General features: G+C 60.1%; 19 protein-coding genes and 1 pseudogene. 5 read left to right on the forward strand and 15 right to left on the reverse strand.

Features of this window, described 5'->3' with window-relative positions:
* Position 1 precedes the first annotated feature (1 nt).
* The 8 genes from CFII64_RS24170 to hutC form a co-directional block, all read right to left on the reverse strand.
* Positions 2-970 carry an ABC transporter substrate-binding protein gene (locus CFII64_RS24170; RefSeq protein ID WP_020293488.1) on the reverse strand — a complete coding sequence of 323 codons (969 nt, stop codon included), beginning with the start codon at positions 968-970 and terminating at the stop codon, positions 2-4.
* Positions 971-1,179: 209 nt separating this feature from the next.
* Positions 1,180-2,865 (reverse strand): urocanate hydratase, encoded by a 1,686-nt coding sequence (gene hutU, locus CFII64_RS24175; RefSeq protein WP_020293489.1) that lies wholly within the window; start codon positions 2,863-2,865, stop codon positions 1,180-1,182.
* A 330-nt stretch (positions 2,866-3,195) separates the two neighbouring features.
* The gene (locus CFII64_RS24180) at positions 3,196-3,918 is read right to left on the reverse strand and encodes an anti-sigma factor domain-containing protein (protein ID WP_020293490.1); all 723 of its coding nucleotides are present in this window, start codon (positions 3,916-3,918) and stop codon (positions 3,196-3,198) included.
* The gene (locus CFII64_RS24185) at positions 3,915-4,478 is read right to left on the reverse strand and encodes a sigma-70 family RNA polymerase sigma factor (protein WP_020293491.1); all 564 of its coding nucleotides are present in this window, start codon (positions 4,476-4,478) and stop codon (positions 3,915-3,917) included. The genes CFII64_RS24180 and CFII64_RS24185 overlap by 4 nt, the downstream gene beginning before the upstream one ends.
* A 105-nt stretch (positions 4,479-4,583) precedes the next feature.
* Positions 4,584-5,117 carry a DUF3455 domain-containing protein gene (locus CFII64_RS24190; RefSeq protein ID WP_020293492.1) on the reverse strand — a complete coding sequence of 178 codons (534 nt, stop codon included), beginning with the start codon at positions 5,115-5,117 and terminating at the stop codon, positions 4,584-4,586.
* 91 nt (positions 5,118-5,208) lie between these two features.
* On the reverse strand, positions 5,209-6,381 hold the full coding sequence (gene nhaA / locus CFII64_RS24195) for a Na+/H+ antiporter NhaA (protein WP_020293493.1): 1,173 nt from the start codon (positions 6,379-6,381) through the stop codon (positions 5,209-5,211).
* 219 nt (positions 6,382-6,600) lie between these two features.
* The gene (locus CFII64_RS24200; protein ID WP_020293494.1) at positions 6,601-7,194 is read right to left on the reverse strand and encodes a HutD family protein; all 594 of its coding nucleotides are present in this window, start codon (positions 7,192-7,194) and stop codon (positions 6,601-6,603) included.
* Positions 7,191-7,967, reverse strand: a complete 777-nt coding sequence (gene hutC, locus CFII64_RS24205) for a histidine utilization repressor (RefSeq protein ID WP_177325446.1) — start codon at positions 7,965-7,967, stop codon at positions 7,191-7,193. The genes CFII64_RS24200 and hutC overlap by 4 nt, the downstream gene beginning before the upstream one ends.
* Positions 7,968-8,117: 150 nt before the next feature.
* Between hutC and CFII64_RS24210 the strand changes: the two genes are divergently transcribed.
* Positions 8,118-9,479: a formimidoylglutamate deiminase gene (locus CFII64_RS24210; protein WP_020293496.1), complete on the forward strand. Its 1,362-nt coding sequence runs from the start codon at positions 8,118-8,120 to the stop codon at positions 9,477-9,479.
* A 127-nt stretch (positions 9,480-9,606) separates the two neighbouring features.
* Here CFII64_RS24210 and CFII64_RS24215 read toward each other — a convergent pair whose 3' ends face one another.
* From CFII64_RS24215 to CFII64_RS24245, 7 genes are all read right to left on the reverse strand, one after another.
* Positions 9,607-10,185 carry a lipocalin family protein gene (locus CFII64_RS24215; protein ID WP_020293497.1) on the reverse strand — a complete coding sequence of 193 codons (579 nt, stop codon included), beginning with the start codon at positions 10,183-10,185 and terminating at the stop codon, positions 9,607-9,609.
* A 3-nt stretch (positions 10,186-10,188) separates the two neighbouring features.
* Entirely contained in the window at positions 10,189-10,443 is a 255-nt protein-coding gene (locus CFII64_RS24220) for a lipoprotein (RefSeq protein WP_020293498.1), read from the reverse strand.
* A 267-nt stretch (positions 10,444-10,710) separates the two neighbouring features.
* Complete coding sequence (locus CFII64_RS24225) at positions 10,711-11,313, reverse strand: DUF924 family protein (RefSeq protein ID WP_020293499.1); 603 nt, start codon at positions 11,311-11,313, stop codon at positions 10,711-10,713.
* A 3-nt stretch (positions 11,314-11,316) separates the two neighbouring features.
* Positions 11,317-12,327, reverse strand: a complete 1,011-nt coding sequence (locus CFII64_RS24230) for a class 1 fructose-bisphosphatase (protein WP_020293500.1) — start codon at positions 12,325-12,327, stop codon at positions 11,317-11,319.
* A gap of 216 nt (positions 12,328-12,543) precedes the next feature.
* A complete protein-coding gene (locus CFII64_RS24235; protein ID WP_020293501.1) occupies positions 12,544-13,926 on the reverse strand; it encodes a DUF3999 domain-containing protein in 1,383 nt (460 codons plus the stop codon).
* Positions 13,923-16,787: a DUF2339 domain-containing protein gene (locus CFII64_RS24240; RefSeq protein ID WP_020293502.1), complete on the reverse strand. Its 2,865-nt coding sequence runs from the start codon at positions 16,785-16,787 to the stop codon at positions 13,923-13,925. Before CFII64_RS24240 ends, CFII64_RS24235 begins: the two co-directional genes overlap by 4 nt.
* A 273-nt stretch (positions 16,788-17,060) precedes the next feature.
* Positions 17,061-19,511 carry a glycogen/starch/alpha-glucan phosphorylase gene (locus tag CFII64_RS24245; protein ID WP_020293503.1) on the reverse strand — a complete coding sequence of 817 codons (2,451 nt, stop codon included), beginning with the start codon at positions 19,509-19,511 and terminating at the stop codon, positions 17,061-17,063.
* Between the two features lie 287 nt (positions 19,512-19,798).
* On the opposite strand from CFII64_RS24245, the gene pip reads away from it, so the two are divergent.
* From pip to mdoH, 4 genes and pseudogenes are all read left to right on the forward strand, one after another.
* Positions 19,799-20,770 (forward strand): prolyl aminopeptidase, encoded by a 972-nt coding sequence (gene pip, locus CFII64_RS24250; protein ID WP_020293504.1) that lies wholly within the window; start codon positions 19,799-19,801, stop codon positions 20,768-20,770.
* A 174-nt stretch (positions 20,771-20,944) separates the two neighbouring features.
* Positions 20,945-21,382 (forward strand): D-aminoacyl-tRNA deacylase, encoded by a 438-nt coding sequence (gene dtd, locus CFII64_RS24255; protein WP_020293505.1) that lies wholly within the window; start codon positions 20,945-20,947, stop codon positions 21,380-21,382.
* A 259-nt stretch (positions 21,383-21,641) separates the two neighbouring features.
* Entirely contained in the window at positions 21,642-23,534 is a 1,893-nt protein-coding gene (locus tag CFII64_RS24260) for a glucan biosynthesis protein G (RefSeq protein ID WP_177325447.1), read from the forward strand.
* Positions 23,527-26,072, forward strand: a pseudogene (mdoH, locus tag CFII64_RS24265) (glucans biosynthesis glucosyltransferase MdoH). Before CFII64_RS24260 ends, mdoH begins: the two are co-directional and overlap by 8 nt.
* The last annotated feature ends 133 nt before the right edge of the window (positions 26,073-26,205 follow it).

Here is a 26,205-nt window from a genome sequence, read left to right on the forward strand (position 1 = left end):
TTTACAACGAAGCATCAACCTTTTTGGCCGCTTCTTCGCTGACCCAGGCGTGCCAGACTTCAGGATGTTCCTTGAGGAAGATCTTCGCCAGTTTCGGCGACTCGATGCGATCCTTGGTCATCCGCGCCAGGTTCTGGTTCAGCAGATCAATCGGGATGTTGACCTTTTCCATCACCGCCACCAGCTCCGGTGCCTGCTCGTGGAAGGCTTTGGACAGGCCGACCTTGATGTCGATGGTCTTGTTCACCCCGGCTTTCTCTTCAAGACGAACCATGTCCACCTGGCCCATCAGCGGCGTCGGCGACCAGTAGTACGTCAGGATCGGCTCGCCACGTTTGTAGCTGGACAGAATCGCCGCATCCAGCGCCGGGCCGGTGCCTGGGCGGAAGTTGGTGTACTTGCTTTCCAGGCCGTAGCTCTTGAGCATCTCGGAGTTTTCCAGCTCGCAGGTCCAGCCTGCCGGGCAGTTGTAGAAACGGCCCTTGTCTGGTTCTTCGGCATCTTTGAACAAGGTCGAATACTGGGCCAGATCGCTGATCGACTTGAGGTTTGGCGCCTTGGCTTCCAGCTTGCGCTTGGCATCGCCTTCGATCACATAGCGCGGCACGTACCAGCCTTCGATTGCGCCTTTGACCGGCGCACCGACACCCACGACTTTCCCGGCTTTCTCGGCCTTGTTCCAGACTTCGCTGCGGCCTACCCATTCCTCGGCGAACACCTGAATGTCATTGGTGCTCAAAGCATTTTCCATGGTGATGGAGTTGCCAGGCAGGCTGTCGACTTCACAGCCGTAGCCTTTGTTCAGCACAACCTGCAGCACGTCGGTCAGCAGCATTGCGCTTTCCCAGTTCAGACCGGCGAATTTCACCGGCTTGCCAGACTCGCACCAGCCAGCTGCCTGGCTTGCACCGGCAGCGGTGAGCATTCCCAGGCAAAGCGTCGTGGAAAGCAGGGCCTTGTTCATTTTCATTATTGAAGCTCCGAGTCAGGAAATGGGATTGGCAGTTTCCGATCAAAAACAGGCATCCGGCCCGACGCTTGGACACTTGATGGTCCTGAGCGTTGTTGTCCCTGCTGGTGTTACTGGCTCATATCAAACATCGAATGTATCCGTAGGACCGGCTTCAGCCGGGAGAGCGCCCTCCCGGCTGAAGCCGGTCCTACGGGCATCTGTTTGTTTCAGCTGCCAATCATCGGCAGGTTCAAGCCCTTCTCGTTGGCGCAGTCAATTGCGATCTGATAACCCGCATCGGCGTGACGCATCACGCCCGTCGCCGGGTCGTTATGCAGGACGCGAGCTATGCGTTCGGCGGCTTCGTCAGTGCCGTCGCAGACGATGACCATGCCCGAGTGCTGGGAAAAGCCCATGCCGACGCCGCCACCGTGGTGCAGTGAAACCCAGGTCGCGCCGCTCGCGGTATTGAGCAGGGCGTTGAGCAGCGGCCAGTCGGACACTGCATCTGAGCCGTCCTGCATCGATTCAGTTTCACGATTCGGACTGGCGACCGAGCCGGAGTCCAGATGGTCGCGGCCAATCACCACCGGCGCCGACAGTTCGCCGCTGCGGACCATTTCGTTGAACGCCAGGCCGAGCATGGCGCGCTGGCCCAGGCCGACCCAGCAAATCCGCGCCGGAAGACCCTGAAACGCAATGCGCTCGCGGGCCATGTTCAGCCAATTGTGCAAGTGAGCGTCATCCGGGATCAGCTCCTTGACCTTGGCGTCAGTCTTGTAGATATCTTCCGGGTCGCCGGACAAAGCTGCCCAACGGAACGGTCCTACGCCACGGCAGAACAACGGACGAATGTAGGCGGGAACAAATCCCGGGAAGTCGAAGGCATTTTCTACGCCTTCTTCCTTGGCCATCTGACGAATGTTGTTGCCATAGTCGAACGTCGGAATGCCCATTTTCTGGAACGCGAGCATGGCTTCGACGTGGACCGCCATGGATTGCTTGGCAGCTTTGACCACCGCAGCCGGTTCGGTCAGCGAGCGGGCGCGGTACTCGTCCCAGCTCCAGCCTTTTGGCAGATATCCATTGAGCGGGTCGTGGGCGCTGGTCTGGTCGGTGACCATGTCCGGGCGCACGCCGCGACGGACCATTTCCGGAAGAATTTCGGCAGCGTTGCCACACAGCGCGATGGAAATAGCCTTGCCTTCAGCGGTGTATCTGGCGATGCGTGCGAGGGCGTCGTCCAGGTCCACGGCTTGCTCGTCGACGTAACGGGTCTTGAGGCGGAAGTCGATGCGGCTCTGCTGGCATTCGATGTTCAGCGAGCTGGCACCGGCCATGCCTGCTGCCAACGGTTGCGCGCCGCCCATGCCGCCCAGGCCTGCGGTCAGCACCCATTTGCCCTTGAGGCTGCCGTTGTAATGCTGGCGACCGGCCTCGACGAAGGTTTCGTAAGTGCCTTGCACGATGCCCTGGCTGCCGATGTAGATCCAGCTGCCGGCGGTCATCTGGCCATACATCGCCAGGCCCTTGGCATCCAGCTCGTTGAAGTGTTCCCAGCTGGCCCAGTGCGGCACCAGGTTGGAGTTGGCGATCAGCACACGGGGCGCGTTGCTGTGGGTCTTGAACACGCCGACCGGTTTGCCGGACTGAATCAACAGGGTTTCGTCGTCATTCAGGTTGGTCAGGCTTTCGACGATCTTGTCGTAGCATTCCCAATTGCGCGCGGCGCGACCGATGCCGCCATAAACCACCAATTCCTTGGGGTTCTCGGCAACTTCCGGATCGAGATTGTTCATCAGCATGCGCAGCGGTGCTTCGGTCATCCAGCTTTTGGCAGTGAGCTGGGTGCCACGGGCAGCACGTACTTCGACGTCACGGTAGCGGGTCCAGTGTTGGTTATTCTCGGTCACGAACGAACTCCTCAGCGATCAATCCGGCCCCGCCTTCAGATGGCGAGCGGGCAATTGGGGTCAGTGCGGCGCAGGCATCGATTGACTGTAGCAGGGGTCATTCGATGCACTTGGCTTTACTTGTACATACAAGCATATGCAATTGAAGGACCAATTTTTGTGGCGGTCGTTAAGTGAGCCACAGAAAAACGCGCAAGCCCACGTATTCCGGGCCTGTTGACGCATTGTGGTTTAGGCGAGGGGATCAAGCGGCGAGTCGGGAGGATGTTACTGAAACGACGTTTTGCCTCGTTTCGGGGCGTTCGGTAACAAAACGGGGCACGCTGTTGATCAGATGACTTTTACCGCGCGGCCAATGAATTGAATCGGGCCGGTGGGTTTGCCGATGGGGGAGCCGGTGGATTTTTCCAGGGTCAGCTCGAACAGCTGGTTGGGCTGCAGCGGCGGCAGTTTGTCCAGTGGGACATGCAGCGTCTCGCCCGGTTTGACCAGGCCCAGGGAAACAGGGCCTTGCCAGCCATCGGCCTTGGTCCAGAACTCCAGCGCCTTGTCGGCTGGCACTTCGGTAACGCTGAGCGGGATCAACTGGATTTCCTGGCTGTTGCTGGCCTGAATCACCCAGCCGGGCGACTTGTCTTGCGGGGCGACGAGCACCACCAGATAAGAAGGCGCATTCAGCGAGGGCCGCATGAGCAGCGTGATGCCCAGCACCAATGACGCGGCAAGGCCGGCACCGGCAAGGCCGCGCCACAGCGACAGGCTTTGCCACCAGCGTACGATTTCGCGACGCGATGTATCAATGGGTGCAACCAGCTCGTTGACACTGCGCTCGATGCGCGCCCAAAGCCGAGGCGGCGGAGTGACCGGTTCGGCCAGATTGGTCAGCGGCAGCAGGCGTTCTTCCCACGCCTCGACGGCAGCGCGCAACGCCGGTTCGTCAGGCATGCGGCGTTGCACTTCCCGACGCTGCTCGGCCGACAAGGTGCCCAATACGTATTCGCCGGCCAATGCATCAATCGGTTCGTGGGGATCGTTGCCCGGGCTGTTACTCATCCGATGCACTCCCGTAACGCCGTGAGGCTGCGCTTGATCCAGGCTTTGACCGTGCCCAGCGGCGCGCCGAGCTTGCTGGCGATTTCCTGATGTGAGTAGCCGTCGACATACGCGTGGAACACGCAATTGCGGCGCACCGGTTCCAGTTGTTCCAGGCAGAACTCGATGCGTCCCGGATTGACTCGCCAATCGAAGCTGTCCACGGTTTGGTTCCAGCATTCCAGAGTCGCCTGTGCTTCAAGGGATTGATCATCGCCATCGTCCTGAATTTCCCGGGCGTTGTCGCGGATCGTATTCAAAGCCAGATTGCGAGTGATGCTGAAAATCCAGCCACGGGCCGAGCCTCGGCTTGGGTCGAAGCTTGCCGCGCGGGTCCAGATCTTGATGAACGCGTCATGCACGATGTCCTGCGCCAGAGCGCTGTCGCGCACCAGTCGTTGCGCCACGCCCAGCAGCCGGGCGCTTTCCTGGGCATACAGCCGCTCAAGCGCCTGCCGTTCGCCTCGGGCGCAGGCATCCAGTGTTGCTTCGTAATCAAAATGGGATTCGTGTGAAGACAAGTCGATACGCCATCGGCAGAGCACTTATGCCCTGGCCTTTAGCCAGAGCGCCCGCGCAGGAGCATAGCTCAGTTCCTGCACGGCACTCATCTGGATTGAACTGAGTTATTTAGCGGCCCAGAAGATGTAATCGGCCTGATATTTCACCACTTCTTTCGCGCCGCTATTGCTGGCTGCGCAAGCCGTGGCAGGCGCTACGCCGCCTTTGATGGCGACGCGCTGGATGTACGCGACCCCGGTCATGGCACCTTTGCCTTCGGCTGGATTGGCCTTGACCAATTGATACGGAATGTTGCCAGCGCCAGCGGGCGCTACAGCCAGTTGCGTGCCGGTCACTTTCGAGCCGTCTTTGGCTTCCCAAGTGGCGGGCGGGCCAAAGTAAGTGCCGACCTGTTTGCCGCTGCGATCATTGAGCGCGGCTTTAGGGCCGACAAATGTCCATTCCATTTCATTGGGCATGCTGGCTTTGGCGCGGCACTCGTAGGTGATCTCGCCGACGCCGGTGGTTTCCATGCTGATTTTGTGGCCGTCAGGCACACGAACGGATTCCGGCAGATTGCTTTGGGCGAAGGCGGCAGGTGCCAGGCAAGTGAAGGCCAGGGCGGCACCGGACAGGCAGAGCAAGCGTTTTGCGTTCATGCAGGTTTCTCCAGATGAGCAGCCCGATTGGCTGCTTATCTGTACTACCCGCGAGAAATCAATCTGGATGCAGTGCCTGGAAAATAAAATTTCAGTGCTTGCAGACTTTGCTGCGCAGCAGGATCACGCCGACAATCGCCGCCAGTCCCGAACCCATCAGCACGCCGACTTTCACCTCGTCCACCAGATGCGCCGAACCCGGAAACGCCAGGTTGCCAATGAACAGGCTCATGGTGAAGCCGATGCCGCACAGAATCGCCACGCCGTAGAGCTGCACCCAGTTGCTGCCTTCGGGCAACACTGCCAGACCTGCGCGTATCGCCAGTACGGCGGCGAGGAATACGCCGATCTGTTTGCCCACGAACAAACCAAGGGCGACGCCCAACGGCACAGGATCGATGAGGTTTTGCAGGGATATCCCGGACAGCGATACGCCCGCATTGGCAAAACCGAAAATCGGCACGATGGCGAAGGCGACCCAGTAATGCATCTTCTCTTCGAGAAACAGCAGCGGCGAGCGCGCTTCTTCTTCGGGTTTGCCTAGCGGAATGCACAGCGCCAGCGCAACCCCGGCCAGCGTGGCGTGAACCCCCGATTGCAGGACGAAGAACCACAGCAGCAAGCCCAGCAGCAAATACGGCAGCAGGCGGCGCACTTGCAGGCGATTCATGGCGATCAATATGCCCAAGGTCACGAACGACGCCAGCAGCATCGGCATGTTCAGGCCGGAGCTGTAGAAGAAGGCAATGATCGTCACTGCGCCCAGATCATCGAGAATCGCCAACGCGGCGAGGAATACTTTCAGCGACGTTGGCACGCGCTTGCCGAGCAAGGACAGCACGCCGAGGGCAAAGGCGATGTCAGTGGCTGCCGGGATCGCCCAGCCGCTCATGGTTTCCGGGTTGCCCCAGTTGATGGCGATGTAGATCAGCGCCGGCACCAGCATGCCGCCCGCTGCGGCAAAACCGGGCAGCGCGCGTTGCCCCCAAGTGGCGAGGCCGCCCGCCAGCACTTCGCGTTTAATCTCCAGGCCGACCATCAGAAAGAAGATCGCCATCAGCCCGTCGTTGATCCATAACTCGACGGAAAGGCCGAACCACACGCTGTGCAATAGCGAAAAATAACCTGCTGCCAAACCTGAGTTGGCCACGATCAGCGCTGCCAGCGCGGCGCCCATCAGGACAATGCCGCCGGCGGACTCGGAAGCCAGGAAGCTGGCAAGAATGGCGATGGCGCGCGGGGTTTCTTTATTGTTGTTATTCATCGTCGTCATTGGCGGGCGAGGCTCCCTGAAAAAGTCAGCCAAGTTAGCACAGGTGATTCATGACAAAGCGCGTAGTCACGTGAATTATCGCGTCAGCGTCATACACCTCGGTAGGAGGGGACTTGTCCCCGAAGATGCCGGTGCCAGCGCTGAAGATGTCTTTGGCACACCCGACGCCTTCCCGGACAAGTGCGGTCCTGCCGAATGCGCGTAGCGAATTCAGATCTTGCTGAGTTCAATCAAGCAGCAGCGGCTGGCCTTGGGTGCGTAGAGCACCACTTCCTGCAGCGTGCCGGTCTCGTTGTCCAGTTGCAGGCAATCATGTTTTTCCAGCAATTGCGGCGGGTGTTCGCCCAGGTTCGCGGCCATTTGCTGGGCAATGCTGAACAGCAGCAGCGTATGCGCGGAGGTGAACAGGCGTTGCGGTTGCAGGACATCGATCCACTTCAGGCTCGCGCGGTAGCGCTGGGGAGCGTAGATCAGATTGAAGTCGCGAATCGGGCCATCAAGCAGATTGCAGCTGACCTGGCTGTCGCCGCTGAAGGCAAACGGATCGCCGGGGAGCAGCGGCTCGGTCAGCACGCCGTCCACATCCAGGGTCATGCCCGCCCCTTGCAGCACGGTGATGATGCGTTGGTAACCGGCAAATACGGAGAACCCGCCCGACGCTTCGATATCGGCAATCGACAGCCGCCAGCCGAAAGCATCCAGGCCAACGCCTGCATCGCGGGTGATCTCTTCGGTGCTGCCGCCGCCGTTCTTCCACGGCATGCGGGGGTAATCGGCGGCGCGCAGAGCAGTCAGTCGGGTCATTTGCTGAAACGTCCTTCCAGGCGGTGGCGGGAACCGGGATGAATCAGACGGGCCGCCGTGACGGGCTGACGGCCGGACCAGGTGCGGCGGCGAATCAGCAGGCAAGGCTCGCCCGGCTCGATTTGCAGCAGCGTGCATTCGTCGGGCTCGGCAAGAATCGCCTCGACCACGTGCTCGCCTTCGGTCAGCGGTGCGACTTGCGACAGATACGCATAGGGCGTTTGCAGGGTGAAATCCTGTCTGAGGTAATCCGGCGCGACCGACGCGTTGACGAAACGGTCTTCGATTTGCACCGGCAGATCGTTTTCGAAATGCACGATCAGGGAATGAAATACCCGTTGGCCTTCGCGCATGTCCAGAGCCAGGGCGCGTTCCGAGCCGGCCGCTTCTTCATTGAGCAGGATGACCTTGCAGCTGTGGCGATGACCGCGCGCGGCAATTTCATCGGCAATGTTATGGACTTCGAACAGCGCCGACTGACTCTTGGGCTCTGCAACGAATGTTCCTACACCTTGCATCCGCACCAGCAGGCCTTCGACGGTCAGTTCACGCAAGGCACGATTGATGGTCATGCGGCTGAAACCCAGTTGGGTGACCAGCTCGCTTTCCGACGGCACGCGGTGATGCGGCGCCCAGGTTCCATTCTGGATCTGCTGGGCGATCATGTGCTTGACTCGGGCGTACAGCGGCGCCGGACTGTCACCCATCTGGGCGGCCAGTGGAGAAAGGGCAGGCGGAGTCGGCACTGGGCAATCCTTGTTTTCAATGGTCATGTCGACGCAGGTTACGTGGCGCGTCGACTGTTACGTAAGTGTGCTCACGCTAACCACTAACCGGTCCGGCGGCAAGCTTGTCGGAGTTTACTCAGCAGGCAGACGTCTGTATATGTATATACAAATCACTTCTTTTCGGGATGCAGAGCCATGTCCGCCTTCTTTGCCGAGCGTGCATTATTACCCAGTGGCTGGGCCAACAATGTGCGTCTTGAAGTCAGCAATGGCTTTATTACGCAGCTGACAACCGATGCCGACGCTCAGGGCGCCGAGTTGCTCAAGGGGCCTTTGCTGGCGGGCATGCCGAATCTGCATTCCCACGCCTTTCAGCGGGCGATGGCCGGGCTGGCCGAGGTGGCGGGCAATCCCAACGACAGCTTCTGGACCTGGCGCGACCTCATGTACCGTCTGGTCGGGCAGATCAGCCCGCAGCAACTGGGCGTCATCGCCCGTCAGCTGTACATCGAGATGCTCAAGGGCGGTTACACCTCGGTGGCTGAATTCCACTATGTGCATCAAGACACCCACGGCAAGTCTTACGCCGATCCCGCCGAACTTGCGTTGCAGATCAGCCAGGCCGCCAGCTCCGCCGGTATTGGCCTGACGCTGCTGCCGGTGCTGTACAGCCATTCCGGTTTTGGCGGGCAAGCGCCGAATGAAGGTCAGCGTCGATTTATCCACAGCACCGAGAGCTATCTGGATTTACAGGCACGCTTGCAACCGCTGCTGGCAAAACAGCCCGCGCAAGCCTTGGGGCTGTGCTTTCACTCGTTGCGCGCGGTCACGCCGCAGCAGATCAGCGATGTGCTGGGCGCCAGCGACCGGCAATGTCCGGTGCATATCCACATCGCCGAACAACAGAAGGAAGTCGATGACTGCCTGGCCTGGAGCGGGCGGCGGCCATTGCAATGGCTGTACGAGAACGCGCCGGTGGACGAGCGCTGGTGTCTGGTTCACGCCACTCACGCCCAGCCGGACGAGGTTGCGCTGATGGCCAAAAGTGGTGCTGTGGCGGGTTTGTGCCTGACCACGGAAGCGAACCTGGGCGACGGGATTTTCCCGGCTGTCGACTACATTGCCCAGGGCGGGCGCTGGGGGATTGGCTCGGACAGCCACGTTTCCCTCAGTGTCGTCGAAGAGCTGCGCTGGCTGGAATATGGGCAGCGCTTGCGAGACCAGCGTCGTAACCGGCTGTATCGCAGCGATCAGCCAATGGTGGGCCGCACGTTATATGACGCGGCGTTGGCAGGCGGGGCGCAGGCCTTGGGTCAGCCAATCGGCCAGTTGCAGGTCGGGCAACGCGCCGACTGGCTGGTGCTGGACGGCAATGATCCGTATATCGCCACGGCGTCGGGCGACGGGATTCTCAATCGTTGGTTGTTTGCGGGTGGTGATCGGCAGATTCGCGACGTGATGGTCAACGGCCAATGGGTCGTGCGCGAAGGACGTCACGCTGGGGAAGAGCAGAGCAATCGGGAATTTGCCCAGGTATTGCGGGAGATGTTGGGTTAACTCCGACGTTTGTAACGTTGGAGCGAGGCTTGCCCGCGAACAGGGCTGACGCGGTTCATCAGGCATACCGCATCAAATTCTTCGCGAGCAACCTCGGCTCCAACGGGAAATCATTTCAGGTCAGAGATCACTTCCCAGCCTTACCGATCTTCGAATCTTCAACCCGCCAGATCAGCTTGGTGGTGTCATAGCCTTGTTGCTGGGCTTTGCTCAGCAGTTCGGCCTTGGTGGCGTCCGAAACGGTGGGCGTGCGCGACAGCAGCCACAGGTATTTGCGATCCGGATTGCCGACCACGGCGGTCTTGTAACCGTCGCCGATGTACAACACCCAGTAATCGCCCTTGGCCAGGCCCGGCAGCAGGCGCGAAAACCAGTTGTCGAACACGACCCACAGCTTGTCGGTCTTGCCCGGAACCTGTGGCGATGCCGTTCCAGTTGCTTCTTGCCACTTGCCTTCATCCGTCTGGCAGCGGTTGGTCACGCCAACGTTGCCGTCGTCCTTGAGCGAATAATGAGCTTCGGACTGGGCGCAATTGCGCTGGAAAAACATCGGCAGGCGCGCCAGCTCGTACCAGGTGCCCTGATATTTCTTCAGGTCGACGTTATCAACCGTCTTTGGCTCAAGCGAGTCAGCCGAATGAGCAAAACCAATGGCCAGAAAGCTCGCCATGAGCACCAGGCTGAATCGCATCAGTACTTTGATCATGATTTACTTCAGACCCTGACCCGAAAACAGCACCACTTTGTCGGCGGCATATTGCACGCTGATAAAGCTGTTCTTGTCGCCCCAGGTGCAACTGGACATGCCCAGCGCGCCGGAACATTCAGTCGGGCTGCCGAGCAGACTCTCAACCTGGCCCTTGCCCATGCCGGCAGAAATCTTCGAATAATTTTCCTGAGTGACCTTGCTGCAAGCTGCCAGCAAAACGCAGAACGACAACAACGCGAGAGAGCGCAAAGACATGGATGAAGCTCCTGAACGGAAGGGGGCAACGTCACAGCAACGGTCCGGCGGACAAGCATGCTGGCGTAGTGCCGATAGCTTAGAAGAGAAAAACCGGATCTGGTTCCCTTGGTGGGTGAATCGATCGGGCTTTGAACCCCCGCGATACCGTAGGACCGGATTTATCCGGGAGGGGGGCAGTGTGCCAGTGGAAATTTTTGCATTTATCACGACCTCTCGCGAATAAATTCGCTCCTACAGATGATCGTCATCACAACGGTTCTATCGTTAAAACCTCGACCCGCGCCCCTTCAGGAACTCGATTTCCTCATCCGTCGAAGGGCGGCCGAGGATTTCGTTGCGGTGGGGGAAGCGGCCGAAGCGGGCGATGATTTGCTGGTGGCGCTCGGCATAGTCGAGGCTTTCTTTGAAGTAGTCGCGGTCGGTGGCGGGCAGGAGCGGGAGCAGTTCGGCGAAACGGGCGACGGCCTGATTTTGCGCGTCGATGTTTTCGCTGTGTTCCAGAACCAGATAGATAAAGGTGCGCTGCAGCGGATCGAGCAATTGGTCGCGGCCAAGTTTCAAGCCATGTTCGACCAACGCCTGAGCGCGGGCATCACCGGCGAAGGCTTTCGGGGTGTCGCGATAAATCATGCGTGGCAGTTGATCGAGCAACAGCACCAGGGCCAGCCAGCCGTCCGGGTTTGCCACCCATTCGTTCAGACCGCCCGCCGATGCCTTGTCGACCAGATCACCGAAGCGAGCGAGGGCCTCGGCGTCCTGGGCTTTTTTCTTGCCGAACCACAGCTTGCCCTTGGCCAGCACCACTTCAGTGGCGGTTTCGGCACAACCGAACCACCACTCCAGCAGAGGCAGCCAAGGGGCAATCATGGTTTATTCCTTGTGGTAGGCCGTAGCGCGCTCGACTTCTTCCTTGGAACCCAGGTAAACCGCGACGCGCTGGTGCAGGCCTTCAGGTTGAATGTCGAGGATGCGTTGATGACCGTCGGTGGACGCGCCGCCCGCCTGCTCGACCAGGAACGACATCGGGTTGGCTTCATACATCAGGCGCAGTTTGCCCGGCTTTGAAGGCTCGCGGCTGTCGCGCGGGTACATGAACATGCCGCCACGGGTCAGGATGCGATGCACATCGGCAACCATCGCCGCGACCCAGCGCATGTTGTAGTTCTTCTTCAACGGGCCTTCTTCGCCAGCCAGCAGCTCGCTGACATAGCGTTGGACCGGGGCTTCCCAGTGACGCTGGTTGGACATGTTGATCGCGAATTCCTGAGTGGATTCCGGGATGGTGATGTCTTCGTGGGTCAGCACGAAGCTGCCCATTTCGCGGTCCAGGGTGAAGCCTTTGACGCCATCACCCAGGGTCAGCACAAGCATGGTTTGCGGGCCGTAGATCGCATAACCGGCAGCAACCTGCTCGGTGCCAGGCTGCAGGAAAGCCTTTTCGTTCAGGTGTTCGTTCTGGCTGAGGTATTCATTCGGGCAACGCAGCACCGAGAAGATGGTGCCGACCGGGGCGTTGATATCGATGTTCGACGAACCGTCCAGTGGGTCGAAAACCAGCAGGTACGCACCTTTCGGGTATTTGCCCGGGATCTGGTAGGCGTTGTCCATTTCTTCGGACGCCATGCCGGCCAGGTGACCGCCCCATTCGTTGGCTTCGAGCAGGATTTCGTTGGAGATCACGTCGAGTTTTTTCTGAACTTCGCCTTGTACGTTTTCAGTACCCATGCTGCCGAGCACGCCGCCCAGCGCGCCTTTGGAGACGGCGTGGCTGATTTCCTTGCACGCACGCGCCACCACTTCGATCAGGAAACGCAAATCGGCAGGAGTGTTGTTGCTGCGGGTTTGCTCAATCAAATAGCGACTCAGGGTAACGCGGGACATGGAGAGCTCCGAATATGGGGGATAAAAACCCGCGCAGTTTAACGCGAGTGGGGACGTAATACTGCCCATAAGACTGGGTTAACACCCATTGAGTTCACGTGTTTGCTGAGCGTAGCTGGAAATCGCACATATGTGAGTCCTGCAATGCGGTAGGACCGGCTTCAGCCGGGAGGGAGTTTCTCGCGACTCAAGCCGCTCCTGCGATTCGGCGCCGACTCAGGGTTTGGGCGTCGACGCCCGCAGCGTACTCACGGCCATCCAGCCGAGGAAGATCACGCCCAAGACCAGCACTGACCACAGCCCGACACGCTTCCAGTCAATGCTGGCGGCGGGTTCGGGCTGCGCGGCAACGATGACCGGGGAACCGGCAGGTTCGGCTTTGCCCAGGGTGTTCATTTTTTGCACGCTGTAATCGGGAATGAGCGTCGACAATGGCAGATTGGCCGCTTTGGCCGCCGGATTGCCGATGGCCAGGGTGAACGGCCCGTTGCCCCGGGCCAGAAACACAACCTGAGTGGCGCGCACGGCAAAGCGTACGGTTGGCGCTTCGTTGCCCAGGCCGCCGCCACGTTCATCGACTTCCAGTTTCAGTTGGCGAACTATCTGGCCGGACAACAGCAGTTCGTCCTGCACCACGTCCTGGCCGTTCTGGGTCAGGCGATACAGCAAGCCGCTGCTGACCGGTTGCCACGCGTCCTGATCGCTGCGCCGTCCAGATAGCGTGCCCGGTGCGAGACTGTTGGCCTGGGCGATATCAAATTTCACGCGCTCGACCGGCAACCCGCTGGGCAACTGCCAGACATATTCACCCGGTTTTTCGACTTTGCCGCTGACCGGCGCTGACCAGTTGAGCGGTAATTCCGGGCGCTCGGTGGTGGCGCTGAGCAACTGCGCCGAGGTCAGGTTCGGCGCCGTCTGCGGTGCGTTCCACAACAAACGCAGATAACGCGCCGAGCGGCCCGGCAAGGCCACTTCGCGCTGTTCGACCAGCTCGTCAGCGAAGGAAAGACGCGCCACTTGCCCGTCACCCCAGGCCTTCCAGTGTTGCAGGTCGTCGCTGGCTTCGATGCTGAAACGCTGGAAGCCCTCGTGCTCGGTGTCCCAGTCGATGATCAGCTGTTCCAGCGGTGCCTTGATCGCGCTGGTGTCCAGCAACCAGCCGCGCAGCACTTCTTCGCCCGCCTCGATATCACTTTGCGGCTGCACCTCGATCACTGTGCCGCTGGCCGTACGCTGCACGCGGATGCCAGGCGCGGTTTCGGTATGGTCGGCGGCGCTGTAGAGCGCAAACCACTTCACGGCGGTGGACGGCTGGTCTGCAAGCTTTGCGGCCGGACTTAGCGTCAGCGCATAGGCCTGGGGCTGGCCTTCGCTGTTGAACACCCGCAAGTCGCCGAGGCTGTTCTGGCGCGAATTGAGCTGCACCGCCAGCGGCAGATCGACGCGATACCAAGGGCCTTCGCCGGTCAGCTTCAATGGTGTCTGGCTGGCAAAGTCGCTCAGGTTTTCCTGGGCGCTGGCCAGCGTCGCTGCCAGCAACGCAGCGCCGAACACGACAGTTTTGAACAGCAGCTGACGACTCACGAACGCGATCCTCATGGGTTTTCCGGCTCAGGATTGAGCGCGTCTGGTTTTTCGGTTACCGACGTTTTCGGCGGCAGTGGTGCGAAATATCCCACCACTAATAGCAAAACGCCAACGCCGATGAACGAGACGATGCGCGCCATGCCGCCTCGATTGCTCAGTTCGACGAAGAACAGCTTGGCGACCACCACGGCGATCAACCCTGCGCCGGCGATCCAGACTTCGCGTCTGGCGCGCACATGGCCGCCGATCATCAAGGTCAGCGCCATCAGCGTCCAGACGATGGACAGCCCGGCCTGCACTTGCATGGAATCGAGCAGGCTATGGATATCCCACGGCACGCCTGCCCAGTGATGAGCGCTGCGCGTGACCATGGCGCTGAACAGCACGAACAGCGAGGCGCCCGCTGCGATCAGGGCGACACGTTGCGCATCGGGTTCGCTCACGCCCAGTTGCGGCAGCCGGGTGCGAGTCCAGACAAATACTCCGAGCAAGGCCAGCAACAGACCAAGTTCCAGTGGATTGAGCAGCGGAACATACGGCAGCGGATTGGCTGCGCCGTCGCTGAACGCGTTGGCCAGCCAGAACCAGACCAGCATCAGCAGCGCCAACGGCGCGGCGACCCAGACGCGATACTCTTTCGGATACGCGGCAATCGGCCATGTCCAGCTGCGCGACGAGGTCATCGCCAGCAAATACAGGCTTGGCAGCAGCGCCCAGCCGAGCCAGCGCCAGGCGTTGTAATGCTCGGACAGCTGCGCCATGGCCCAGCTCAATTCCAGCGCCAATACGCTGATCGCCAGCCAGCAACCCAGGATATGCGCCAGGCTCAAGGCTTTGCCGGGCAGCATGTCTGCCAGTCGGCGCAGGGCAATCAGGTGTGCGGCGAGTAACGCAAGCCAGCCGATCCAGGCCCAGTGGGCGAACGGATGAGCGTTATCCAGCCAGTTGAAGAGCATCAGCACGCCACCGATTGGCGTCAGTGCCAGCGTCAGTTTCGCCAGGCCCGGCCAACGCAGGCGCAGGGCGATAAGTGTCCAGAGCCCGACGCTGGCGGCCGCAGCCAGCAGCATCCAGGTCGTCAGCAGCTCATCGGGGGAGAAACGCAGCGCCGCGACGGTCAGTGACAATATCCACCAGCCGCCACCCCAGAGCATCAGCAGCGGCGCCAGATATTCCGCCCGGAGCGGGCCGGAAACCGTGATACGCAGCACCAGCAGGGCGCTGATCAAACCCGCCAGGGCGATAATCATCGGCGTCCAGAAGTCGCCATGGGCCAGCAGCGGCGAATACCAGGCGTTCATTTCGTTGAGGAACACCAGTCCGGCGGCGGCTTGCAGCAACAGCCCGAAGATCCGCGCCAGCAGCCGTTGCTGGCGCATGCCCAGCCAGAACACGGCGGCGCCTTCAATGGCCCAGGCGCAGGTCGTCCATTGCGCGTCCAGGCCCAGCGGAATCGCCAGCGTTGCGAACACCACGCCCAGCGCCAGACAGGTTTCCACCAGCAACAGCGCGCGTCCCGGCGCACGACCGGCCAGCAAGCGCGCGATGCCCATATAAAGCAGGCCCAAGACCAGAGCGCTGAAGGCTGCACCCAATTCGACGGTCTGCATGAGGGCGTATTGCAGACCGAAGCCGGCGATGGGCGTGCCGAACAGCAAGGTGCCGTCCACGTAATCGCCCTGACGCCGGGACCAGCGCAGCATGGCGGCGCGGCTGTCGTCTTGCGGCGCGCTCGGCAGCTCTTGAAGCGTGCGCCGGGCAAACAGCAGGCCGATGGCCAGATACATCAGGAAGAACAACACTAGAAACGGTTCGGTGCTCCAGAACAGATCCGGCGTGTAACCGCGCAGGCCCCACGCCAGACCGATGCCGAAAGTGCCGAAGAAACCGATCAGGTTCAGCAGGCGCCAGGCCTTGAACCAGGCGATGGCGAAAATGCCAGCGTTGAGCAAGGCAAAGTAGCTGAACAGGGTTATATGACTGCCTTGCCCTGTGGAAGAGAGGATTGGCGCCGCGAAACCGCCGAGCGCCGCCGCGCAGGCCAGGGCCAGCGAGTTCTGGGTGATCGCCAGCATCGCGGAAAAGGCCGTCGCCGCCACCAGCAGGACAAACCCGAGGCTGGGATCGAGCAAACCATGGACTTTCATCGCGCCGAGCACCGTCAGGTACAGCACGCCGATCCCGGTGCCCTGCATCATCAGGGCGAAAGCCCTGTTGCGCTGGCGCAACCACCAACCCAAAGCTAACAAAGCCAAGGCGCTGGCGGCGACTCCGGCGTAACGGGCTTCAATCGGCACGACCATGCCTTCGGTGGCATAACGCAACAGAAATGCCAGACCGAGAAACAGCAACACCACGCCGACGCGCAACACGGTATTGCCGCCCAGCAGCCAGTCCCGAGCCTTCTGAATCACGGCATCGATGGGGTTAGGGCCGATGGGTTCTGCTTTGGGCTTGGCTTCAGTTGGCGCGGCGCGCGTCAAAGGCGCTGCCGGTTGTGGCCATTGCGAGTGAGCCTGGGCTTCGTCCGGCAAGTCCCAGATCAGCTCCGGGCCAGCGGATTGCGTTGCGACAATCACGGCGTCTTCGGGCAGCGGCGCAGGGGCCAACGCCGGTTCGGCTTTGCTGAACGGGGAAGTGGGTGGGAATTCCAGGCGGGTCAGGCGTTGTTGCAGGGATTCGATGTTTTTCTGTGCCGCGTCGAGTTGCTCGCGTTGCTCCGCCGATTCCTTGCGCAGCTTCGCCACACGCACCGCCAGCCAGGCGGCAAAGCCCAGGGCAATCGCCGCGCTGCTGTTCATCCAGGGAAAAAACAGGCCATCGGTCAAAAAGCCCACAGCGCCAAGCCCCACCACCAGCAAGATCCATTGCACGCAGGACATCCTTTTCGGTCAGTAGTCGTTCAGGGGCGAACGCAGCGGCGCAGTATAGCGGGCTGCGCCGGGGAATGGCGTGATGGGGTTGGCTAAGCCTTGCAGCAATACTCACCTTCACCCGTTGGAGGCTTGCCGTAGGACCGGCTTTAGCCGGGAGAGCAGTTGACGCAAGGCTTGCCGTAGGACTGGCTTTAGCCGGGAGGGCAATTGGCGCCCTCGCGACTAAAGTCGCTCCTACGGTTGCGGGGGTTGCGGGTTGCGGGTTCGCCCTTAATCCAGCGCCTTCCAGATATCGCCCGCGTATTCACGAATGGTCCGGTCCGAGGAGAACCAACCCATGCGCGCCGTGTTGAGCACAGCCGAGCGCCACCATTCCTTGGAGTCGTGCCAGTGCGCTTCGACCTTGGCCTGGGCGGCCCAATACGAGTCGAAGTCGGCGCAGACCAGGAAGCGGTCGTAGGCCATCAGTTGGTCGATCAGGCCCACATAGCGGTTCGGATCATCCGGCGAGAACACCCCGCCACGAATCGCTTGCAGCACGTCATTGAGCCGACCGGAAGCCGCCGCTGCGGCATAGGCGCTGAAATCGCCGGTCTGCTTGTGCGCTTCGACTTCCTGAGCGGTCATGCCAAAGATGAACATGTGTTCCTGGCCGATCAGCTCGCTCATTTCCACGTTGGCGCCGTCCAGCGTGCCGATGGTCAGCGCGCCGTTAAGGCCGAACTTCATGTTGCTGGTGCCCGATGCTTCCAGGCCCGCCGTGGAAATCTGCTCCGACAAGTCGGCCGCCGGAATGATGCTTTCCGCCAGACTGACGTTGTAGTTGGGCATGAACACCACTTTGAGCAGGCCGCGTACGGTTGGATCGTTGTTCACGGTCCGCGCGATGTCGTTGGTCAACTTGATGATCAGCTTGGCCGAGTGATAACTGGCCGCAGCCTTGCCGGCGAAGATTTTCACGCGCGGCACCCAATCAGTGCCTGGCTCGGCACGAATGGCCTGATACAGCGCAACGGTGTGGAACAGGTTCAGCAACTGACGCTTGTATTCATGAATCCGCTTGACCTGCACGTCGAACATCGCCGCCGGGTTGACCACAATCCCCATGCGTTCATGGATGATCGCCGCCAGGGCGCGCTTGCTGTGCAGACGCTGATCGGCAAATTGCTTGCGGAACGAGCTCTTGTCAGCGAACGGCTCCAGCTCGATCAAACGCGTCTCGGCATTGTCGAGCACCTCGTCGCCAAGGGCGTCCTTGAGCATTTCGGTCAGCTTCGGGTTGGCCTGGAACAGCCAGCGGCGGAAGGTAATGCCGTTGGTTTTGTTGTTGATGCGTTCCGGATACAGCTTGTGCAGCTCGGCGAACACTGTCTTGCGCATCAGTTGCGTGTGCAGTGCCGACACGCCGTTGACGCTGTGGGAACCGAGGAACGCCAGGTTACCCATGCGCACGCGGCGGCCGTTGTCTTCTTCGATCAGCGACACAGCGCGCAGTACGTCGAAATCATGAATGCCTTTGGCACGCAGGGTGTCGATGTGTTGTGCGTTGATCATGTAGATGATCTGCATATGGCGCGGCAACATCCGCTCCATCAGGCCCACCGACCAGGTTTCCAGCGCCTCGGGCAGCAAGGTGTGGTTGGTGTAGGCGAGGGTGCCGACGGTGATTTTCCAGGCGGTGTCCCATGCAATGCCGTGATTGTCGATCAACTGACGCATCAGTTCGGCCACGGCGATTGACGGGTGTGTGTCGTTCATCTGGATCGCCGCATGATCGGCCAGATCCAGCAGCGTGGCGTGCATGTTCAGGTGGCGACGCAGCAAGTCCTGCAGGGACGCGGAGACGAAAAAGTATTCCTGGCGCAGGCGCAATTCCTGACCGGCTTCCGTGGCGTCGTTGGGGTACAGCACGCGGGAAATGCTTTCCGCACGCACCACTTCGGCGACCGCGCCGAAGTGATCGCCGGCGTTGAAACGCTCAAGGTGCAGATCGCCCACGGCACGGGCGCGCCACAAGCGCAAAGTGTTGACACTCTTGCCGCGCCAGCCAACCACGGGCGTGTCATAGGCGATGGCTCGCACGGTTTCCGATGGACGCCAGACCTGATGCGATTCGCCCGCGTCATTGAGGACGGTTTCGACGCTGCCGCTGAAGCCGATGGGGTAAACCACTTCCGGGCGTTCGAATTCCCATGGGTTACCGAAGTCCAGCCAGTTTTCCGTTTGTTCCTGCTGCCAGCCGTCGACGATCGCCTGACGGAACAGGCCGTGTTCGTAGCGAATGCCGTAGCCGTGCCCGGCAATGCCCAGCGTCGACATGCTTTCCATGAAGCACGCGGCCAGACGACCGAGGCCGCCATTGCCCAGCGCTGCGTCAGGTTCGAGCAGACGAATGCGCTCAATGTCCACGCCCAGTTCGGTCATGGCCTCGCGAGCGATTTCCAGCAAGCCGAGGTTGCTCAGGCTGTCGTACAGCAGACGCCCGATGAGAAATTCCAGCGACAGGTAATAGACGCGTTTCTGTACCTTGCGGTAAATCTGCCGGGTGTGGTCCATCCAGTGCTCGACCATGTGGTCGCGAGCGGCCAGTGCCACGGCCTCGAACCAGTCATGCTCAAAGGCATGGTCGGGGTCCTTGCCCACCGCATAGGTGAGTTTGGCAAGTACAGCGGCGCGGAAAGCAGCCACCTCAGCGTCACGAACGAGTGGTTCCTGAGACATCAATGCGACCTCAAGTAGTCAGACGAATGAAAGATGGGTTGTTTTGACTGTAGGGCGTCTCTCCGGTTATTTCCTGAAATTTCGGAAATAACTGGGGAAGCGTCCCACGCTTCGACACAAGCTTGACGCTCTGGTTCGCGAACCCATGTAATTGGCTAAACGCTTGCATTGATCGTTCCATGCGTAAGAAAGCCTGTCATGTGACAGCATGAACATTCACCGTTTCGGGTTTATGATGCCCAACGGCAAATAGATAGAAGCCCTCCAATCGCAATTACGGAGCACCTATGCAGACCTTGTACCCGCAGATCAAACCCTACGCCCGGCACGATCTGGCCGTGGAGCAGCCGCACGTGTTGTATGTCGACGAGAGCGGGTCGCCGGAAGGTCTGCCGGTGGTCTTCATTCACGGTGGCCCCGGTGCGGGCTGCGATGCGCAAAGCCGCCGTTATTTTGACCCTAACATGTATCGCATCATCACTTTCGATCAGCGCGGTTGCGGTCGTTCGACGCCCCACGCCAGTCTGGAAAACAATACGACCTGGCATCTGGTCGAGGATCTGGAGCGGATTCGCGAGCATCTGGGTATCGATAAATGGGTGTTGTTCGGCGGTTCCTGGGGCTCGACTCTGTCCCTGGCCTATGCCCAGACGCATCCGGAGCGCGTGCATGCGCTGATCCTGCGCGGCATTTTCCTGGCCCGCAAGCAAGAGATCGACTGGTTCTACCAATGTGGTGCGAGCCGCATGTTCCCGGATTACTGGCAGGATTACGTGGCGCCGATCCCGCTGGACGAGCGCGACAATTTACTGGCTGCTTTTCATAAGCGCCTGATCGGCTCTGACCAGATCGCCCAGATGCACGCGGCCAAGGCCTGGTCCACCTGGGAAGGCCGCGCCGCGACCTTGCGCCCCAATCCGCAAGTGGTCGATCGCTTCTCCGAGCCGCAACGGGCGCTGTCCATCGCGCGCATCGAATGCCATTACTTCACCAACCAGTCGTTCCTCGAAGAAAACCAGCTGATTCGCGACATGCCCAAGATCGCTCATCTGCCGGGCATCATCGTGCATGGCCGCTATGACGTGATTTGCCCGTTGGACAACGCCTGGGAGTTGCATCAAGCGTGGCCCAACAGCGAGCTGCAAGTGATTCGCGATGCCGGTCACGCCGCCTCGGAGCCGGGCATCACCGACGCCTTGGTCCGCGCCGCCGCGCAGGTCGCTCGCCGATTGCTGGATTTGCCGCCTGAAGAGGCGTAGAGCCCGCATTTGTATCTGTAGGACCGGCTTTAGCCGGGAGGACGTCGGCGGGTTCAAATGCAAGTCTGTTGCGTAGAGTGGGCTCCCGGCTAAAGCCGGTCCTACCAGCCGATCCTACGAGCCGGTCACAAAAGCCGGTCCGGGAGCTACGTTACTGAAAACAAGGAAACCGTAATGAAAGCCTTGCTGCAACGCGTGCGCGCTGCCCGGGTCGAGGTGGATGGGCAGATTGTCGGGTCCATCGACCAAGGGTTGCTGGTGCTGGTCGGGGTCGAACCTCAAGACACGCAGGCCAGTGCCGATAAGATGTTGCACAAGCTGCTCAACTACCGGGTGTTCAGCGATGCCGAGGGCAAAATGAACCTGTCGGTACGTGATGTTGCGGGCGGACTGCTGCTGGTTTCGCAATTCACCCTGGTCGCTGACACCAAAAGTGGCATGCGCCCAAGCTTCTCCAAGGCGGCGCCTCCGGCGCTGGGTGCGCAGTTGTTCGACTATTTACTGACACAGGCTAAAAGCTCGCATGCGCCGGTTGCAGCGGGCCAATTTGGTGCAGATATGCAGGTGCATTTGGTCAATGATGGCCCAGTGACATTTTTGCTTGAGTCATAAATGACAATCTGGCCTGCGTGCCCCGAATTTATTAGGCGATAAAGCGATAAATACTTTGCTGCACCTGATGCGTTGTAACGCGTGCTACTAGATAATCCCGCGTTGCCGGTATCGGCGTTTGTAGGTCCGTTCGGCAAGGTCAGTAGGCTGGTTCGACACCGTTTGGGGAATCATTACGCCCTTTCGGAGTCGGAACAATGCTCGCCAACCCGGCACTTGATAGCTGGCCGTTGGTTTTTTCATCTGTTTTCGGCGAGGGTTGCTCGTGATTGTTAGTCCCTGTAATGCAGCAAAGACACCTGGCAAACGGTTGCGTAGCGCGCTGTTGGCAAGCTCGGCCCTGATCTGTCTGTTCGGCTCCACTTCCCTGTGGGCGTTCGATCTGGATGACGTAGCCGCCAAGGCAAAGGAAATGTCCGGGCAGAAGTTCGAAGCTCCAAAGAGCAATCTGCCTGCAGAGTTCCGCGACATGAAGTTCGCGGACTATCAAAAAATTCGTTTCCGTGAGGACAAGGCTGAGTGGGCGGCAGACAAGACGCCGTTCAAATTGTCCTTCTACCATCAGGGCATGCATTTCGACACCCCGGTCAAAATCAACGAAGTCACGGCGACCACCGTTGAAGAAATCAAGTACGACAGCAGTCGCTTCGATTTCGGCGACGTCAAAGTCGACCCTAAAGCCACCGAAAAACTCGGCTATGCCGGTTTCCGCGTGCTTTACCCGATCAACAAAGACGACAAGCGTGACGAGATCATGACCATGCTGGGCGCGAGTTATTTCCGCGTCATCGGCAAGGATCAGGTCTACGGCCTGTCGGCGCGTGGCATGGCAATCGATACCGCCTTGCCATCGGGCGAAGAATTCCCGCGTTTCACTGAGTTCTGGATTGAAAAGCCAGGTGCTGATGACAACCATCTGGTGATCTTCGCGCTGCTGGATTCGCCACGTGCGACCGGCGCGTACAAGCTGACCCTGCGTCCTGGCACCAACACGCTGGTGGACGTCGAATCGCGCATGTTCCTGCGTGACAAGGTCACCAAGCTGGGCGTTGCGCCGTTGACCAGTATGTTCCTGTTCGGTGCCAACCAGCCTTCGCGCGTGCTCAACTATCGTCGCGAGCTGCATGACTCCAGCGGTCTGTCGATTCAGGCAGCCAATGGTGAATGGATCTGGCGTCCGCTGAACAATCCGAAACACCTGTCGGTCAGCAGCTTCTCGGTGGAAAACCCGCGTGGCTTCGGTCTGTTGCAGCGTGGCCGTGAGTTCAGCAGCTACGAAGACCTCGATGACCGTTACGACAAGCGTCCAAGCGCATGGATCGAGCCTAAAGGCGATTGGGGCAAAGGCACCGTCGATCTGGTCGAGATCCCGACTGCCGACGAAACCAACGACAATATCGTTGCGTTCTGGAAGCCGGAAACGCTGCCAGCACCTGGCGAGCCGGTGAACTTCAACTATCGCATTCACTGGACCATGGATGAAAAATCCATTCATTCGCCGGATCTCGGCTGGGTCAAACAGACCCTGCGTTCGCTCGGTGACGTGAAACAGTCCAACCTGGTTCGTCAGCCCGACGGCAGCGTGGCGTTCCAGGTCGATTTCGTCGGTCCGGTCCTGGCTCGCTTGCCGGAAGACAAGACCATTCGCAGCCAGGTCACGACCGATGACAACACTGAATTGGTCGAGAACAACCTGCGCTATAACCCGGTTACCAAGGGCTATCGCCTGACGCTGCGCGTGAAGGTCAAGGACACCAACAAGCCGATCGAGATGCGCGCTTACCTGCTGCGCGAGATTCCTGCCGAACCGGGCAAGGAACCTGCACTGCTTGTTGTTGACAAAACACATGTTGAAGAGAAAAAAGCTGCGCCTAAAGAGGCTGTAAAAGTAGCCCCTAAAGAAGCACAGACTGATCTGGCCAAGGCCGCAGCCGGTACGCCGGCAGACGCTGCCAAGGCGGATGCGGCGAAGACCGAAGCAGCCAAGGCTGATGTCGCCAAGGCCGACGTTGCTAAAGACGTTGCCAAAGACAAAGACGGCAAAGAGATCCAGCAGCCTGTAGCCGAAGCTGCGCCCACCCATCCGGAACCGGCCAAGACGCTGCAAGTCATGACCGAGACCTGGAGCTACCAGTTGCCAGCCGATGAGTAATTCTCTACCGGTGCCAGAGTCGCTCAGCGAATACCTGGCACATCTACCGATGAGCGACGAGCAGCGGGCCGAACTGGCTTCCTGTAAATCGTTCACCGAGTTGCATGAACGTCTTTCGGCACAGCCGATTGCCGACCCAGCCGATGCCGCCCAGGCATCGGTGGGCTGCAAGAAGCCGAGATGCTTGGCCTTGATGCAAGCGGGCGGGTGTGCCTGAAAGCCACGCCACCGATTCGTCGGACCAAAGTCGTTCCCGAGCCATGGCGCACCAATATCCTGGTGCGCGGCTGGCGTCGGCTGACCGGGCGCACCAACCCGGTCGAGCCGGTGCCGGATCGCCTGCCCAAGGCACGCTGGCGCACGGTCGGTTCGACGCGCCGCTATATCCTGCTGATCCTGATGCTGGGTCAAACCATCGTCGCCAGCTGGTACATGAAAGGCATCATGCCGTATCAAGGCTGGTCCCTGGTTTCGCTGGACGAAATCACCCACCAGACCTTCGTGCAAACGGCGATGCAAGTGCTGCCGTATGCCTTGCAGACCAGCATTCTGTTGCTGTTCGGCATCCTGTTCTGTTGGGTGTCGGCGGGTTTCTGGACGGCTCTGATGGGCTTCCTCGAATTGCTCACCGGGCGCGATAAATACCGCATCTCCGGCGCCAGTGCTGGCAATGAGCCGATTGAGAAGGGCGCGCGCACCGCGCTGGTCATGCCGATCTGCAACGAAGATGTGCCCCGGGTTTTTGCCGGTCTGCGCGCTACGTTCGAATCGGTAGCCGCGACCGGTGACCTGGATCGCTTCGATTTCTTCGTGCTCAGCGATACCAATGATTCCGACATCGCCGTGGCCGAGCAGCAAGCCTGGCTTGAGGTGTGTCGCGAGGCCAAAGGTTTCGGCAAGATTTTCTATCGTCGTCGTCGCCGTCGCGTAAAACGCAAAAGCGGCAACCTCGATGACTTCTGCCGTCGCTGGGGCGGTGACTACAAGTACATGGTCGTGCTCGACGCAGACAGCGTGATGAGCGGCGAATGCCTGACCAGTCTGGTGCGCTTGATGGAAGCCACGCCGGACGCCGGTATCATTCAGACCGCGCCACGCGCATCGGGCATGGACACGCTTTACGCACGTATGCAGCAATTTGCTACCCGTGTGTATGGCCCGCTGTTTACGGCCGGTTTGCACTTCTGGCAGCTGGGTGAATCCCACTATTGGGGTCACAACGCGATCATTCGCATGAAGCCGTTCATCGAGCACTGCGCCCTGGCGCCGTTGCCCGGGAAAGGCGCGTTTGCCGGTGCGATTCTCTCCCACGACTTCGTCGAAGCTGCGCTGATGCGCCGTGCCGGCTGGGGCGTGTGGATTGCCTACGATTTGCCGGGCAGTTACGAAGAGTTGCCACCCAACCTGCTGGATGAGCTCAAGCGCGACCGTCGCTGGTGTCACGGCAACCTGATGAACTTCAGGCTGTTCCTGGTCAAAGGCATGCACCCGGTTCACCGGGCGGTGTTCCTGACTGGCGTGATGTCGTACCTGTCGGCGCCGTTGTGGTTCTTCTTCCTGGTGTTGTCCACGGCCTTGCTGGCAGTGAACACGCTGATGGAGCCGACCTACTTCCTCGAACCACGTCAGTTGTATCCGTTGTGGCCACAATGGCACCCGGAAAAAGCCGTTGCGCTGTTCTCGACGACGATTGTCCTGCTGTTCCTGCCCAAACTGCTCAGCGTGATTCTGATCTGGGCCAAGGGCGCAACGGGCTTTGGCGGCAAGTTCAAGGTCACCGCTTCGATGCTGATGGAAATGCTCTTCTCGGTGCTGCTGGCTCCGGTGCGCATGCTGTTCCACACCCGCTTCGTACTGGCTGCTTTCCTGGGCTGGGCTGCGACCTGGAACTCGCCACAGCGCGACGATGACTCCACGCCATGGCTTGAGGCGGTCAAACGTCACGGCCCGCAAACCCTGTTGGGCGCGTGCTGGGCATTGCTGGTGGCCTGGTTGAACCCGAGCTTCCTGTGGTGGCTGGCGCCGATTGTCGGTTCGTTGATGCTGTCGATCCCGGTCTCGGTGATCTCCAGCCGCACCAACCTGGGCCTGAAAGCGCGCGACGAGAAGCTGTTCCTGATTCCTGAGGAATACGCGCCGCCGCAAGAGCTGATCTCCACTGATCTGTACACCCATGAAAACCGCTGGCATGCATTGAAGCAGGGTTTCATCCGGGCAGTGGTCGATCCGCAGCAGAACGCCCTGGCCTGTGCGTTGGCGACTTCACGTCACCGCGTCGTCGAGCCGATTGAGTTCGTGCGTACCGAACGGGTGCGTCACGCGCTCAAAGCCGGTCCCGACAAGCTCGATAACCATGAGCGGCTGATGCTGTTGAGCGACCCGGTTGCCCTGGCTCGCTTGCACGAACAGGTCTGGAACGAAAGCCATCCAGAATGGCTGGCGGCCTGGAGAGCCTCCATCGAAGCGGATCCACACGCTCCGTTGTTGCCTCTCAAACCCGTCGAGCACGAGCCTGAACCTTCGTTGGTGCATGCTTGATAGCTGAGCGGTAAAAACAAAAAACGGCGCCCGAACAGGCGCCGTTTTTTTGTTTGAAGAATCCTGTAGGACGGGCTTTAGCCGGGAGGGCAATGTGATGCCCTCGCGACTAAAGTCGCTCCTACGAGTCGCT

Source organism: Pseudomonas sp. CFII64 (assembly GCF_000416235.1).
Lineage (GTDB): Bacteria > Pseudomonadota > Gammaproteobacteria > Pseudomonadales > Pseudomonadaceae > Aquipseudomonas.

What these genes read in the sequence shown, in the direction of transcription:
- CFII64_RS24170 (WP_020293488.1), bottom strand. Translation starts at nt 970, where the DNA reads ATGAAAATGAACAAGGCCCTGCTTTCCACGACGCTTTGCCTGGGAATG.
- CFII64_RS24180 (WP_020293490.1), bottom strand. Translation starts at nt 3,918, where the DNA reads ATGAGTAACAGCCCGGGCAACGATCCCCACGAACCGATTGATGCATTG.
- CFII64_RS24190 (WP_020293492.1), bottom strand. Translation starts at nt 5,117, where the DNA reads ATGAACGCAAAACGCTTGCTCTGCCTGTCCGGTGCCGCCCTGGCCTTC.
- nhaA (WP_020293493.1), bottom strand. Translation starts at nt 6,381, where the DNA reads ATGAATAACAACAATAAAGAAACCCCGCGCGCCATCGCCATTCTTGCC.
- CFII64_RS24200 (WP_020293494.1), bottom strand. Translation starts at nt 7,194, where the DNA reads ATGACCCGACTGACTGCTCTGCGCGCCGCCGATTACCCCCGCATGCCG.
- hutC (WP_177325446.1), bottom strand. Translation starts at nt 7,967, where the DNA reads ATGACCATTGAAAACAAGGATTGCCCAGTGCCGACTCCGCCTGCCCTT.
- CFII64_RS24210 (WP_020293496.1), top strand. Translation starts at nt 8,118, where the DNA reads ATGTCCGCCTTCTTTGCCGAGCGTGCATTATTACCCAGTGGCTGGGCC.
- CFII64_RS24215 (WP_020293497.1), bottom strand. Translation starts at nt 10,185, where the DNA reads ATGATCAAAGTACTGATGCGATTCAGCCTGGTGCTCATGGCGAGCTTT.
- CFII64_RS24220 (WP_020293498.1), bottom strand. Translation starts at nt 10,443, where the DNA reads ATGTCTTTGCGCTCTCTCGCGTTGTTGTCGTTCTGCGTTTTGCTGGCA.
- CFII64_RS24225 (WP_020293499.1), bottom strand. Translation starts at nt 11,313, where the DNA reads ATGATTGCCCCTTGGCTGCCTCTGCTGGAGTGGTGGTTCGGTTGTGCC.
- CFII64_RS24230 (WP_020293500.1), bottom strand. Translation starts at nt 12,327, where the DNA reads ATGTCCCGCGTTACCCTGAGTCGCTATTTGATTGAGCAAACCCGCAGC.
- CFII64_RS24235 (WP_020293501.1), bottom strand. Translation starts at nt 13,926, where the DNA reads ATGAGGATCGCGTTCGTGAGTCGTCAGCTGCTGTTCAAAACTGTCGTG.
- CFII64_RS24245 (WP_020293503.1), bottom strand. Translation starts at nt 19,511, where the DNA reads ATGTCTCAGGAACCACTCGTTCGTGACGCTGAGGTGGCTGCTTTCCGC.
- pip (WP_020293504.1), top strand. Translation starts at nt 19,799, where the DNA reads ATGCAGACCTTGTACCCGCAGATCAAACCCTACGCCCGGCACGATCTG.
- dtd (WP_020293505.1), top strand. Translation starts at nt 20,945, where the DNA reads ATGAAAGCCTTGCTGCAACGCGTGCGCGCTGCCCGGGTCGAGGTGGAT.